At 58.0% G+C, this 13210-nt stretch carries 11 protein-coding genes; 6 read left to right on the top strand and 5 right to left on the bottom strand.

Going from position 1 to position 13210, the window contains the following annotated elements:
- The first annotated feature begins 440 nt into the window (after positions 1-440).
- Positions 441-1949, top strand: coding sequence for an anion permease (locus IM273_RS17135; protein WP_193051838.1), 1509 nt, complete (start codon positions 441-443; stop codon positions 1947-1949).
- A gap of 53 nt (positions 1950-2002) precedes the next feature.
- Positions 2003-3652 (top strand): class I fumarate hydratase FumA, encoded by a 1650-nt coding sequence (fumA, locus tag IM273_RS17130; RefSeq protein ID WP_063437812.1) that lies wholly within the window; start codon positions 2003-2005, stop codon positions 3650-3652.
- Here fumA and IM273_RS17125 read toward each other — a convergent pair.
- Positions 3641-4534 (bottom strand): LysR family transcriptional regulator, encoded by an 894-nt coding sequence (locus IM273_RS17125; protein ID WP_193051837.1) that lies wholly within the window; start codon positions 4532-4534, stop codon positions 3641-3643. The two genes, fumA and IM273_RS17125, sit on opposite strands and share 12 nt — an antisense overlap.
- A 106-nt stretch (positions 4535-4640) precedes the next feature.
- On the opposite strand from IM273_RS17125, the gene IM273_RS17120 reads away from it, so the two are divergent.
- The 3 genes from IM273_RS17120 to IM273_RS17110 all read left to right on the top strand — a co-directional run bounded on the left by IM273_RS17120 (position 4641) and on the right by IM273_RS17110 (position 8318).
- Positions 4641-5939, top strand: a complete 1299-nt coding sequence (locus IM273_RS17120; RefSeq protein WP_028013724.1) for a serine hydrolase — start codon at positions 4641-4643, stop codon at positions 5937-5939.
- Between the two features lie 280 nt (positions 5940-6219).
- Complete coding sequence (locus IM273_RS17115; protein ID WP_028013725.1) at positions 6220-7533, top strand: MFS transporter; 1314 nt, start codon at positions 6220-6222, stop codon at positions 7531-7533.
- Entirely contained in the window at positions 7530-8318 is a 789-nt protein-coding gene (locus IM273_RS17110) for a substrate-binding domain-containing protein (protein WP_028013726.1), read from the top strand. Before IM273_RS17115 ends, IM273_RS17110 begins: the two co-directional genes overlap by 4 nt.
- Here the strand turns inward: IM273_RS17110 and IM273_RS17105 are convergent.
- The 3 genes from IM273_RS17105 to IM273_RS17095 all read right to left on the bottom strand — a co-directional run bounded on the left by IM273_RS17105 (position 8293) and on the right by IM273_RS17095 (position 10955).
- Positions 8293-9192: a LysR family transcriptional regulator gene (locus tag IM273_RS17105; protein ID WP_028013727.1), complete on the bottom strand. Its 900-nt coding sequence runs from the start codon at positions 9190-9192 to the stop codon at positions 8293-8295. The two genes, IM273_RS17110 and IM273_RS17105, sit on opposite strands and share 26 nt — an antisense overlap.
- Before the next feature lie 90 nt (positions 9193-9282).
- A complete protein-coding gene (locus tag IM273_RS17100; RefSeq protein ID WP_193051836.1) occupies positions 9283-10812 on the bottom strand; it encodes a cryptochrome/photolyase family protein in 1530 nt (509 codons plus the stop codon).
- Entirely contained in the window at positions 10809-10955 is a 147-nt protein-coding gene (locus IM273_RS17095) for a DUF2256 domain-containing protein (protein WP_072001212.1), read from the bottom strand. Before IM273_RS17095 ends, IM273_RS17100 begins: the two co-directional genes overlap by 4 nt.
- Positions 10956-11144: 189 nt before the next feature.
- Between IM273_RS17095 and mtfA the strand changes: the two genes are divergently transcribed.
- Entirely contained in the window at positions 11145-11942 is a 798-nt protein-coding gene (gene mtfA, locus IM273_RS17090) for a DgsA anti-repressor MtfA (protein WP_045260370.1), read from the top strand.
- On the opposite strand, the gene IM273_RS17085 is transcribed toward mtfA, so the two are convergent.
- Positions 11939-13150, bottom strand: coding sequence for an MFS transporter (locus IM273_RS17085; protein ID WP_047367861.1), 1212 nt, complete (start codon positions 13148-13150; stop codon positions 11939-11941). The genes mtfA and IM273_RS17085 overlap by 4 nt on opposite strands.
- Positions 13151-13210 lie beyond the last annotated feature (60 nt).

Below are 13210 nucleotides of genomic sequence, written 5' to 3'. Positions count from 1 at the left end.
GTGTTAGCGATTGTCATTCAGGCATTCACAATATTTTAAAATACGTTAAATAAAAAATGGTAAAACCATTATACCAAAAACCAAAAACACCCTTTAAAATCAACTAAATAGTAATTATTAAAAATTCAAATTGTTACAGAAATGATAAAATAAACCCACAAAAAAGATAATAACCACATACGCCAGAGTGGTTATTAATAAAAGCATAAAAATAACGCTGCAATTCTGTTTTTTTGATCTCGATCAATAGTCATGGCATTTAAAAGCGCAATATAAAAACATCATCATTTTTTAATTTAACGCACACAAAAAAGCGTTAAATCGCTATTACTGAAAATACAAAAACGCACCTTTAATAACTAAAAAAAGCAAAGAAACTTAAGAAAGCAATTTTGACTTTTCAGTGCGACCGAATTTTTGACAACTTAAGACGTGAAACTATGAATACAAAAACTGCTGTAACGCCCCCTGTGGCGAGCCAGGCATCAAATGGAAACGCAAAACGTCTGCTGATGATGGCACTGCCCGTCATCGTCGCCGTACTGCTGCTGTTTGTTCCCGTTCCTGAAGGGCTGCCGCCTTACGCGTGGCACTACTTCGCCATCTTCGTCGGCGTGATCGTCGGTCTTATCTTCGAACCCCTGCCGGGCGCGGTGATCGGCCTGACCGGCGTCGTCGCCATTGCCCTGTGCAGCCAGTGGGTGCTGTTCAGCCCTGAACTGCTGGCTGACCCGAAATTCAAGCTGGCGGGCGCCTCCTTTAAGTGGGCAGTGAGCGGGTTTGGTAACTCCACCGTCTGGCTGATTTTCGGTGCCTTTATGTTTGCCGCAGGCTACGACAAAACCCGCTTCGGCCGCCGTCTGGCGCTGATTCTGGTGAAGTATCTTGGCCGTCGCAGCCTGACGCTCGGTTACGCGATTACGTTTGCGGACCTGCTGCTGGCACCGTTCACTCCGTCCAATACCGCGCGCAGCGGTGGGACCATCTACCCGATCATCGCTAACCTGCCGCCGCTGTACGGTTCAAAACCCAACGACCCAAGCGCGCGTAAGATTGGTTCTTACCTGATGTGGGTGGCGATCACCGCGGCCTGTATCACCAGCTCAATGTTCCTCTCCGCCCTCGCGCCGAACCTGCTGGCCCTGGCGCTGGTGAAAAGTACGGTTGGGATCGACATCTCCTGGGGGACCTGGTTCCTCGCCTTCCTGCCGCTGGGCATCCTGCTGATCCTGACCATGCCGCTGCTGGCCTACTGGTTCTACCCGCCAGAAGTGAAGGTGAACAACGAAGTGCCGCTGTGGGCGACCCGTGAACTGGAAAAACTGGGCAAACTGTCGCGCAATGAGATCCTTCTGCTGGTGTTCGTATGCTGCGCGCTGCTGATGTGGATCTTCGCCGCCGCGTGGATTGAACCCGCGATGGCGGCCCTGCTTATCGTCGGCCTGATGCTGTGGACCGGCGTGCTGGAGTGGAACGACATCACCGGCAACAAAGCGGCGTGGAACACCTTCGTCTGGTTCGCCACCCTGGTGGCGCTGGCGGATGGCCTCTCCTCTACCGGCTTTATCAGCTGGTTAGGTAAAGAAGGCGGCCTGCTGATGAGCGGTATCTCTCCGGGCGTGGCGACCATCGTCCTGCTGCTGGCGTTCTACCTGCTGCACTACCTGTTTGCCAGCACCACCGCGCATACCACGGCGCTGCTGCCAGCGATGCTGACCATCGCCTCCACCATTCCGGGCATGAATATGGAAGTGTTCGTTCTGCTGATGGTGACCTCGCTGGGCGTGATGGGGATCATCACCCCGTACGGTACTGGCCCAAGCCCGATTTACTACGGTAGCGGCTACCTGCCAACCAAAGACTACTGGCGCCTCGGCACCATCTTTGGTGCCATCTTCCTGGCGGCCCTGCTGCTGATTGGCTACCCGTGGATGTCCATGATGTTCTGATTCCTGACCGCCGGACTTCTCCTCCGGCGGTTTTATTTTTGTGGAGCAATACTATGTCGAATAAACCGTTTTTTTATCAGAACCCCTTCCCTCTTTCGCATGACGACACCGAATACTACCTGCTGACCAACGAGCATGTCTCCATTGCCGAATTCGACGGCCAGGAAGTGCTGAAGGTGGAGCCCGAAGCCCTGACCCTGCTGGCGCAGCAGGCCTTCCACGACGCCGCATTTATGCTGCGTCCTTCCCACCAGAAGCAGGTTGCCGCCATTCTTAACGACCCGGAAGCCAGCGAGAACGATAAGTACGTGGCCCTGCAGTTCCTGCGCAACTCGGAAATTGCGGCGAAAGGCGTGCTGCCAACCTGCCAGGATACCGGCACGGCAATCATTATGGGTAAGAAAGGCCAGCGCGTCTGGACCGGCGGCGGTGACGAAGCGGCCCTGAGCCAGGGCGTGTATAACACCTATATTGAAGACAACCTGCGCTACTCGCAGAATGCGGCGCTGGATATGTATAAAGAGGTGAATACCGGCACCAACCTGCCCGCACAGATTGACCTCTACAGCGTTGACGGTGACGAGTATAAATTCCTGTGCATGGCGAAAGGCGGCGGCTCTGCCAACAAAACCTATCTCTACCAGGAAACCAAAGCGCTGATTACCCCGGCGAAGCTGAAAAACTACCTGGTTGAGAAGATGCGTACCCTGGGGACCGCAGCCTGCCCGCCGTACCATATCGCGTTTGTTATCGGCGGCACCTCAGCGGAAGCCACGCTGAAAACCGTGAAGCTCGCCTCCACCCGCTACTACGACGCGCTGCCAACCGAAGGCAACGAGCACGGCCAGGCGTTCCGCGACGTTCAGCTCGAACAGGAACTGCTCCAGGAAGCACAGAACCTCGGCCTCGGCGCGCAGTTCGGCGGGAAATACTTCGCCCACGATATCCGCGTGATCCGCCTGCCACGCCACGGTGCCTCCTGCCCAATCGGCATGGGGGTCTCCTGCTCCGCTGACCGCAACATCAAGGCGAAGATCAACCGCGACGGGATCTGGATTGAGAAGCTTGAGCACAACCCGGGTCAGTATATTCCTGAATCCCTGCGTCAGCAGGGCGAAGGCGATGTGGTGAGCATCAACCTGAACAAGCCGATGAACGAGATCCTGGCGCAGCTTTCCGCGCACCCGGTCTCTACCCGCCTGTCGCTGAACGGCACCATTATCGTGGCGCGCGACATTGCCCACGCGAAGCTTAAAGAGCTGCTGGATAACGGCGAAGCGCTGCCGCAGTACGTCAAAGATCATCCGATTTACTACGCGGGCCCGGCCAAAACGCCGGAAGGCTACGCGTCTGGCTCCCTCGGCCCAACCACCGCAGGGCGCATGGATTCGTATGTGGACTTACTGCAGTCCCACGGTGCGAGCATGATCATGCTGGCCAAAGGCAACCGCAGCCAGCAGGTGACGGACGCCTGCCATAAGCACGGCGGTTTCTACCTGGGCAGCATTGGCGGCCCGGCGGCGGTGCTGGCGCAAAACAGCATCAAGAGCCTGGAGTGTGTGGCCTATCCTGAGCTGGGTATGGAAGCGATCTGGAAAATTGAGGTGGAGAACTTCCCGGCGTTTATTCTGGTGGATGATAAAGGCAACGACTTCTTCCAGCAGATCCAGAACAAGCAGTGCAAAGGCTGTTCACAGCGCTGAGTGCTTCCATACGTCCGGCAGGAGCGACAGCGTTTCAGCGATCGTGCTGCGCTTGTCGCTCCCCGGCTTCCAGATGGTGACCATCGTCTGACCAATCCCCTGGCTGCCCACTTCGGTGTGCAGCCTTTTTACGTTTTGCCACTGACCGGCATGAAAATGCGTCGGTAAGAATCCCCAGCCGCAGCCGCGCTCCAGCAGACCGCGCAGCATCTCCGGTTCGTTGGTAAAGAGAGTATGCCCGGAGATCTGCAGGCGGCGCGCCACCGGCTCGTCCGAGGCGGGGTGCATGACGACCTGGGGCACCAGGGAGAGATCGAGCAGCGACAGTGGGGAAGCACTGTCCGCAAACAGCCCGCGGGCGGCATAAAAATCCATATCAATGGCGCCGAGGGCGCGCCACTCCATATCATTGCCCACGCTGCGGTTGCGCGCCTGGCAGATGGCCAGATCCCCGTCGTTGTTCGCCAGCAGCCGTTCCGATTCATCCCTAGAGGTGCAGATAAGGCTCAGCCGGATGTTTCGCGCGGCCATTTCAGCAATCACCCCGTGCAGAAAGGCTCTGGGCGTAAAAGGATCGTAGGCCAGCGTCAGGTCCTGCGTGGCACCGTGCGGCACCTCTCTGGCAAACGCCTCAAAGGCTTTTACCTGCCGCATCAGCAGGTGCGCCTGGCGCTGAAGCTGTTCCCCTTCGGGCGTGAGCCGCAGGGTGCGGCCGTCGCGAATAAACAGTGCGTAGCCCAAGCCATCCTCAAGAAAATCAACCAGATCGCGAAGCGTCGTGCGGTCCTTCTTCAGCGCCACCGCGGCTTTACTCAGGCCCCCGTTCTCGGCCACGGCGGTAAATGCCTCGAGCTGTGCAAAAGAGTAAATCAGTCCCGCCACGCTACGCTCTCTCTGTTTTATAGGGGGATTTTCCCCCACTACGCGTTTTTTATTATAGCCCCGGAGTTTTTAAACTGAAGCCGTTCTTAACCTGAAAGAGACGGATATGAAAAACAGAAAAGTAAACCATGCCCTGCTGGCGGGCCTTATCTTCAGCGCCCTGCTCTCCCCTGCGGCAGTGGCCGCCTGCAAAGGCACCGACCTTAGCGCCTGCCCTGCCCCCTTTGACGCCGCGCTGCCGGACACCCATAAGATGCTCACCTGGAGTCAGGCCGACCGCGTGGTGGGCTTTCGCAATGACTACCGCAACTACGCCGGGGATGTTTTCCGCCACGGTAGCGCCGTGGCGCTGGAAATGTCGGATAAGCCGCTCACTGACGCATGGTATCAGGTCAACGGCAGGCGCTACGGCCTTCAGGAGTACCTTAAACGCCAGAACGTAAGCGGCATGCTGGTGCTGAAGGACGGCAAAATCGCCTGGAAGTACCTTGGAGAGGGCAATACCGACTCCACGCTCTGGACCTCGCGCTCGGTTGGGAAATCGGTGGTATCGGCGCTGGTGGGCGTGGCCCTCAAAGAGGGAAAAATTCACTCGCTCGACGACCTGGTCACGCGGTATGAACCCGACCTGAAAGGCACCGCGTGGGACGGCGTGACGCTTAAGCAGCTTATCACCCATACCTCCGGCGTGGCGTGGAACGAGGATTACACCAACCCTAAATCCGACTTCGCGCAGCTCACCGAGTGCGAGGCGAAGCCGGGTACCTATGACTGCGTGCGCAAGCTGGTGAAGGGGTTACGCAGGGCGCACCCGGCCGGAGAGAGCTGGTCTTACTCTTCGGGCGGCGCCTGGCTGCTGGGTGACGTGCTGGAGCGGGCCACCGGCATGACGCTGGCGGCCTATCTGGAGAAAAGCATCTGGCAGCCTTACGGCATGGCGAGCGACGGCGTATGGCATGCGTACAGCAAAGGCCAGCACGATGTTGGCGCGCACGGCTTTAACGCCACGCTGGAGGACTGGGGACGCTTCGGGCAATTTATCCTGAACAACGGTACGCTGCCGAACGGTAAGACCATCCTGCCGGAAAACTGGATTCGGCAGTCGTCAGACTGGACGAAGGCCAAAGGCTCGGTCTCTGACGCCCATCCCGAAGGGCTTTACGGCTATCAGTGGTGGAACAACGAAGTGCCCGCCAACGCCACGGGCGTAGAGCCGACGGCCCAGGATTCGCTGAAAGGTTCACTCTGGGCGCTGGGCATTTTCGGGCAGATGATTATGGTGAACCCGAAGGAAAATCTGGTCATCGTCCAGTGGTCTACCTGGCCGCAGGCGGAACCGTCCTTCAGCGCCCAGCCGCTGGAAGCCTCTCTGATGTTTAGCGCGATTGCCAGGGCGCTGCGCTAAATGGCCTCCGCCGGGTAACGACGCGGTTACCCGGCTCATTCTAAAACGCGCCTCTGCGCTACATCACAAAATCGCAATATCAGAGACTTATAGAATGTTGGTGAATAAAAAGCCAATATTTTGTTAAGTTATTGTTGCCATTAATTGTATTTATTCGCCGGATTATATTCATGCAAGAAATGCATCAGTCGATGCGGCATTTGCGCTTATCTAATTCCTCATCCTGATCCAGTTTTCAGAAACAGACGCGTAAAACGTCAACAATAAACTGGAGATAACCATGTTTTCCTCAACCTCACCTGCAACCGTACGCTCTAAGGCGGGCGCGATACTTCGCGTGACGTCCGGCAACTTTCTTGAACAATTCGATTTCTTTCTTTTCGGCTTCTACGCCACCTACATCGCCCACACGTTCTTCCCGGCGAGCAGTGAATTTGCGTCGCTGATGATGACCTTTGCCGTCTTCGGCGCGGGCTTCTTGATGCGTCCAGTCGGGGCCATTGTGCTGGGGGCTTATATTGACAAGGTGGGTCGCCGCAAAGGACTGATCGTGACGCTTTCCATCATGGCGGCAGGCACCTTCCTGATCGTGCTGATCCCGTCCTATCAAAGCATCGGGCTTTGGGCACCGTTGCTGGTACTGACGGGCCGTCTGCTGCAGGGCTTTTCCGCCGGTGCGGAGCTTGGAGGCGTCTCGGTCTATCTCGCTGAAATCGCCACGCCGGGCCGCAAAGGGTTCTATACCAGCTGGCAGTCCGGCAGTCAGCAGGTTGCCATTATGGTCGCCGCGGCGATGGGTTTTGCCCTGAACGCGCTGATGGAAGAGAGCGCCATTCGTGAATGGGGCTGGCGCATCCCGTTCCTGTTCGGCTGTTTAATCGTGCCGTTTATCTTTTTCCTGCGCCGCAAGCTGGAGGAGACGGAAGAGTTCAGCGCGCGCCGCCATCATCTGGAGATGCGTCAGGTCTTTAAAACGCTGCTTGGCAACTGGCAGGTGGTGGTCGCGGGCATGCTGATGGTGGCGATGACCACCACCGCGTTCTACCTGATCACCGTCTACGCGCCAACCTTCGGCAAAAAAGTGCTGATGCTGAGCGCCTCGGACAGCCTGCTGGTCACGCTGCTGGTGGCGATCTCTAACTTCATCTGGCTGCCGGTGGGCGGCGCGCTGTCGGACCGCTTCGGGCGTAAACCGGTGCTGATTGCCATGACCCTGCTGGCGCTGGCCAGCAGCTATCCGGCCCTGACGCTGCTGGCTGATGCGCCAAGCTTCTCCATGATGCTGAGCGTCCTGCTGTGGCTCTCCTTCCTGTACGGGCTGTATAACGGGGCGATGATCCCGGCGCTGACGGAAATTATGCCCGCTGAAGTCCGCGTGGCAGGGTTCTCTCTGGCTTACAGCCTCGCAACGGCGATCTTCGGCGGCTTTACCCCGGTGATGTCCACCGCGCTGATTGAATACACTGGTGACAAAGCCTCGCCGGGCTACTGGATGAGCTTCGCCGCGGTGTGTGCCCTGCTGGCAACCCTCTACCTCTACCGTCGTCGCGCGGTTTCGGTGCAAAACACCGTTAAGTCGCAGGGGGCCGCATGACTCGCACTTCTCGTTATGCCGCCACCGCGCTGATGCTGACGTTCCTGAGCGCCAATGCCTGCGCTCAGGAGGTGAAAGTGATGATTTCAGGCGGTTTCAAAGCCGCCCTTGAAAAGCTGGCACCGGAATATGAACGCCAGACTGGCGATACCATCGTGATTATTCCCGGTCCGTCAATGGGCGCTACGCCGCAGGCGATCCCAAACCGGCTCGCGCGCGGCGAGAAAGCCGACGTGGTGATTATGGTGGGCGATGCGCTGGCGAAGCTCGAAAAAACCAGCCAGACCCAGCCGGGTTCGCGAACCGAACTTGCGGACTCCCCCGTCGGAATGGTGGTGAAAAAAGGGGCGGATGTCCCTGATATCAGCAGCGAGGCGACGCTACGTAACGCGCTGCTTCAGGCCAGCTCCATCGCCTACTCAGATAGCGCCAGCGGCAGGTATGTCAGCCAGACGTTGTTCAAAAAGCTGGGGATTGAAAAGGAGGCGGCGGCTAAAGCAACGATGGTCGAACGCATTCCGGTTGCTTCGGAAGTGGCAAAAGGGAAATACGCCGTGGGCTTCCAGCAGGTGAGCGAGCTGCTGCCGGTTCAGGGCGTCACCTTTATCGGTAAAATCCCGGATAATCTGCAGTACATCACGCGCTTCGCAGGCGCGGTCACCCGTCACGCTGAACATCCTGACGAGGGGAAAGCGCTGCTGACCTATCTCGCCTCACCGCCCTCACGCGCCGTCATCGAGAAGACGGGGATGATCCCCGTTACGTCCGGCGATACCGCTCGGTGATCTCTTTTTCCAGTTCAGCCGCGATATAAGACTGGATGCGCCCCCGGCGCCGGATAAGCCCAACGGTGCGTTTAACTTCCGGCGCCACCAGCGGCAGATGCGTCAGCGGCGTGTACTCTGACGTCGGCATCGACATGGCGGGAACGGCGGCAATGCCGATCCCCGCCTCTACCATACCAAGCATCGTGGTGACGTGGCGCGTTTCGCAGACGCTGGGGCGCTCGGGAATGATATCCCCCAGCATCCGATCCAGCAGGTTGCGGTTCCCCGACGTTTTATCAAGGGAGATATAGTCCTGCTGGTAAAACGCCTGCCAGGTCAGGTGGCTCTTCTGCGCCAGCGGGTGGTCCTTTCTGCACGCCACAACGTAGACATCCTCTACCAGCGGGAAAAATTCAATTTCAGACGGCAAGTTTCCCGCAAAGCAGATGCCAAAATCCGCCTGGCTTCGGGCCACGGCGTCAATCACATTCCCCGCGCTGCTGTCGATGAGCTTAATGCGAACGCGCGGAAAGCGGGACTGAAAGCGACGGATCACATCAGGCATAAAATAACAGGCGGCGGAAGGTACCGCGGCGACCGTAATCAGCCCCGTCCGCTCTTCACTGGCCTTATCGACATCCGCCAGCATTGATTCTACGTTGTCGAGCAGCTGTGCTGAGCGTTCAGCAAAGTTTTGCCCGTATAACGTCAGGGCGACGCGGCGGGTGGTTCGGTCAAACAGCCTGGTTCCCAGCGCGGCTTCCAGCTTTTCGATCCTGCGGCTCAGCGCCGACTGGGATATGCAGATTGATTCAGCGGCGACACGGAAGTTACCGTATTCCACTAACGCCCTGAAGGCATAGAGATCGTTAAGGTCGAAATTCACGGGCATAGCGTCTGGATGTCCTGTCAGGGAAAGCAACAAAGTCAAAAATAATAGCGTCTTATTGACCTTCCGCAACCGGCGCGGTGTTGAAATAGGTCAGAGGTCGTTGAGATTGAGGCGAATGCGCCCGGCCTGGTCAGCAATCGCCTGCCGTTCCTCTTCCTTCATATTCGCAAGCTGTTTATAGACAATGCCCAGGCGGGGATTGTTACCGAGGCGCGCCCGGTTGCGCGCAAAGAAATCCCAGTAGAGGGCATTGAACGGGCACGCCAGCTCTCCGGTGCGCTGGTTGTGCTGATACCGACACCCCTGACAGTAATTACTCATCTTATGAATGTAGGATGCGCTTGAGACATAGGGCTTACTGGCCAGTAACCCGCCATCGCCAAACTGGCTCATGCCGAGAGTATTGGGCAGCTCCACCCATTCAAACGCATCAATATAGACCCCCAGATACCACTCATGGACCGCCTGCGGCGACAGGCCGCTGAGCAGACTAAAGTTCCCGATCACCATCAGGCGCTGGATATGGTGGGCGTAAGCCTCGGTGAGCGACTGCCCAACGGCATGCGCCAGGCAGCGCATCTGCGTTTTGCCCGTCCAGAACCAGTCCGGCAGCGGGGCGTGCTGCTCCAGGGCATTCAGCTCGCGATAGCCCGGCATTTGCGACCAGTAGATCCCGCGCACGTACTCCCGCCAGCCGAGAATTTGTCGGATAAACCCTTCAACGGCAGGCAGCGGCGCGTGGCCAGAACGCCATGCCTGCTGGGCGGCGGCCACCACTTCCCGGGGATTAAGCATTTTGGTATTCAGCGCAAAAGAAATTAACGAATGAAAAAGAAAAGGTTCTTCCGCGTGCATCGCATCCTGCCAGTTTCCAAACTGCGGGAGCACGTGAGAAATAAACGCATCCAGACTGGCTTTGGCTTCCGAACGGTTGAGCGGCCAGCGAAAATTGTCGGCCTGCGGTTCGCCGAAGGTCTTTACGCCGCAGCGTTGGATCTCTGCCCACAAGGCTGAACGATCGTGGCGGGGGCGCGCGTCACCCGGTGCGGGCGGCTCGCCCGACCAGCGCCTGCGGTTTTCAGCATCATAATTCCATTTCCCCCCTTCCGGCTCGCCTTCAGAGGTCAAGAGAATCCCGTGCCGACGGCGCATTTCCCGGTAAAAGTATTCCATTCGCCAGCTTTTACGCGACGCAAAAAACGCGCTTACCGCGTCCCGGGGGGTGAAAAAATGCTCGCTGCTGACGCAGGCTGTTTCGACGGACGCTGTTTTCGCCCACGCCTGCAGCTGCTTATCAAGACGCCATTCGTCGGGCTCCTGCCACAATACCCTGTCGGCGCTGTAATGCGTAACAAGCGCGTTGAGATTGTCTTCCAGCGCGCCGCGGTTTGAACCGTCAGAGAGCCGGACATACCTTACCCGATGCCCCTTCTCTTTCAACGCTGAGGCAAACGCCCGCATGGCGGCGAAGATAGCGATAACTTTCTGGGCATGATGCAGCACGTATGCGGTTTCCGCCCGCAGCTCCAGCATCACGTAAATGACGTTCGGACTGCAGGTATCAAACCAGCTGTGATGCGGATTAAGCTGATCGCCCAGGATCAGGCGCAGCTCGGTCAACGGTGGCTCCTGCGGCAACGCTCGGAACAGTATTTGACCTCATCCCAGCATTTCGCCCATTTTTTGCGCCACGTCATGGGCCGCTGGCAGTGCACACACAGCCGACTGGGCAGGTCCTGCTTGTTGCCTTTGAAATCGCTCATCTTTTCAATACCGTACTGATTTATTCACCCCACCTGCGGATAAAGGCTACGACAGACGTCACAAAATGAAGGTGATGCCTGCAAAGCGCTACCCACCGCTACGTACGAAATGATAGTTTATTCGGGCTGTAAGTGTTGCAATGATAACGTTCCCCTTTGTGTTCAAGTGACGAGTTTGCGAGCAAAGCGATGATTAAGTGGCCCTGGAAAACGAATGAGGCTGGCCGGGATATGGCGCTGCCGTGGGATGACGCGCTGGCGATCCCTGTTCTGGCGAATCTTAAGCCGGATGAACAATCGAAGCTGGTTCAGATGGCGGATCGTTTTTTGCAGCAAAAACGTCTGGTGCCGCTGCAGGGGTTCGAGCTTGATCCGCTGAAAAACGCCCGCATCGCCCTGCTTTTCTGCCTGCCGGTGCTGGAGCTCGGCATTGAGTGGCTGGACGGTTTTCATGAAGTGCTGATTTATCCTGCACCGTTCGTCGTCGATGACGAGTGGGAGGATGATATCGGGCTGGTACACAACCAGCGGGTGGTGCAGTCCGGACAAAGCTGGCAGCAGGGGCCAATTATCCTCAACTGGCTCGACATTCAGGACTCGTTCGACGCCTCAGGCTTTAATCTGATTATTCACGAGGTGGCGCATAAGCTTGATACCCGCAACGGGGATCGCGCCAGCGGCGTGCCTTTTATTCCGCTACGTGAAGTCGCAGGATGGGAGCACGACCTGCATGCGGCAATGGATAACATCCAGGATGAGATCGATCTGGTGGGCGAAAGCGCGGCCAGCATTGATGCCTATGCGGCAACTGACCCCGCCGAGTGCTTTGCGGTGCTCTCGGAGTACTTCTTCAGCGCCCCCGAACTCTTCGCGCCCCGTTTCCCGGCGCTGTGGCAGCGTTTCAGCCAGTTTTATCAGCAGGATCCGCTCCAGCGCCTGCGGCAAAATGAGGGCGCTGGCGGCCCTTCATCCCACCACGTCCATTAATTTTTTTCGACAGGGGTACGCTCGGTTAACCGTACCCCGATGCTCAGCGCTAAAAACAGCGCCGCTACGCCAAAGGCCGCCGTCGTTAAATAGTGTTCGCCGAAAAAGCGCGTCACAACGGGCACCAGCAGCGCGCTGACGCCATAGCCCAGCGTGTGGCTGGTCGCAATAGCGCCCGCCCCCTTCCCCGTGGTCAGGCGATCGTTCAGCAGCAGCTGATAGCCCGGTGTTGCCATTGCCGCGCCGAGCGAAGTGATAGCAATCCCCACATAGAACAGCGCCAGTTCGGCGATACACATTAGCGCCAGCCCAGCCACCATCAGCACCGCCGCCATGCAAAGCAGGGTCAGCGGGCTGAAATGCTGCGGACGAACCACCAGGAACTGCGCCGCGAGCGTAGCCAGCGCGGCCAGGCTCAGCAGGAGCGCAACATGATGGCTGATATCCCGGGCGTTGCCGTCCAGCAAGGGGCTGAGGTGCGGTGACAGGCCGAGCTGCATCAGGCTCACCAGCGCCGCCAGCAGCATCGCCAGCAGCAGGAACGGCAGCATGGACATCTGCAGACGGGTCGCCTGGTGTGCCACCGGCGGCAGCGGCGGATCCGCCACCTCCCGCAGCACCAGCAGCAGAGCGATTAACGGCGCGATCGCCATCAGCCAGAGCGGCGCGACCGGGTTAACGCTGAGCATCAGCGCCGCCAGCGGAGGCCCCAGCAGGCGGCCGCAGCTGAGGCCGGAACTGATGGTTGCCAGCGCCGCCATGCGTTTATCCAGGCCCGCACGCTGAATGGCCCACGTCTGCGCGGCAGGCACCATGCCCGACACCGTCAGGCCATACAGCAGACGCGAGAGGATCAGCCCCGCCAGCCCCCAGGTGCTTTCCAGCCTCCCTGCCGCCATAGCCCAGACCACCAGCGCCATGACGCCAAAGCTGGCGAGATAGCCGCTGAGGGAGGCCACCATAACGACCTTACAGCCGCGGCGCTCGCTCTGGCGTCCCCACCAGGGGGACGCGGGTAAAAAAAGCATGGAGCCGAACATCAGCAGCCCGGCCCAGACCGAGAGTGAAAGTCCGGTCAGGGTCACCAGCTGCGGAAGCATGACCAGCAAACCGTTTTGCCCGATGCCCAGCAGGCCCGCGCAGAGCGCCAGGGGCCAGTTGGCTTTGGAGGTGATATTTTCGGTCAACGTTTCAGAATCAGCGCGCATGAAAATGTGAACATAGTGTCAATAAATGTGTGGAAATTATGAAGTTAATGAAAACAAATA

The sequence above is a fragment of the Enterobacter cloacae complex sp. P13B genome, assembly GCF_014895915.1.
GTDB lineage: Bacteria > Pseudomonadota > Gammaproteobacteria > Enterobacterales > Enterobacteriaceae > Enterobacter > Enterobacter bugandensis.
The sequence above is the reverse complement of the archived record's forward strand: the minus strand, read 5'-3'. Positions and strand labels throughout refer to the sequence as shown.

Coding starts and splice junctions, on each gene's coding strand:
- IM273_RS17135 (WP_193051838.1), top strand. CDS start 441: ATGAATACAAAAACTGCTGTAACGCCCCCTGTGGCGAGCCAGGCATCA.
- fumA (WP_063437812.1), top strand. CDS start 2,003: ATGTCGAATAAACCGTTTTTTTATCAGAACCCCTTCCCTCTTTCGCAT.
- IM273_RS17120 (WP_028013724.1), top strand. CDS start 4,641: ATGAAAAACAGAAAAGTAAACCATGCCCTGCTGGCGGGCCTTATCTTC.
- IM273_RS17115 (WP_028013725.1), top strand. CDS start 6,220: ATGTTTTCCTCAACCTCACCTGCAACCGTACGCTCTAAGGCGGGCGCG.
- IM273_RS17110 (WP_028013726.1), top strand. CDS start 7,530: ATGACTCGCACTTCTCGTTATGCCGCCACCGCGCTGATGCTGACGTTC.
- IM273_RS17105 (WP_028013727.1), bottom strand. CDS start 9,192: ATGCCCGTGAATTTCGACCTTAACGATCTCTATGCCTTCAGGGCGTTA.
- IM273_RS17095 (WP_072001212.1), bottom strand. CDS start 10,955: ATGAGCGATTTCAAAGGCAACAAGCAGGACCTGCCCAGTCGGCTGTGT.
- mtfA (WP_045260370.1), top strand. CDS start 11,145: ATGATTAAGTGGCCCTGGAAAACGAATGAGGCTGGCCGGGATATGGCG.
- IM273_RS17085 (WP_047367861.1), bottom strand. CDS start 13,150: ATGCGCGCTGATTCTGAAACGTTGACCGAAAATATCACCTCCAAAGCC.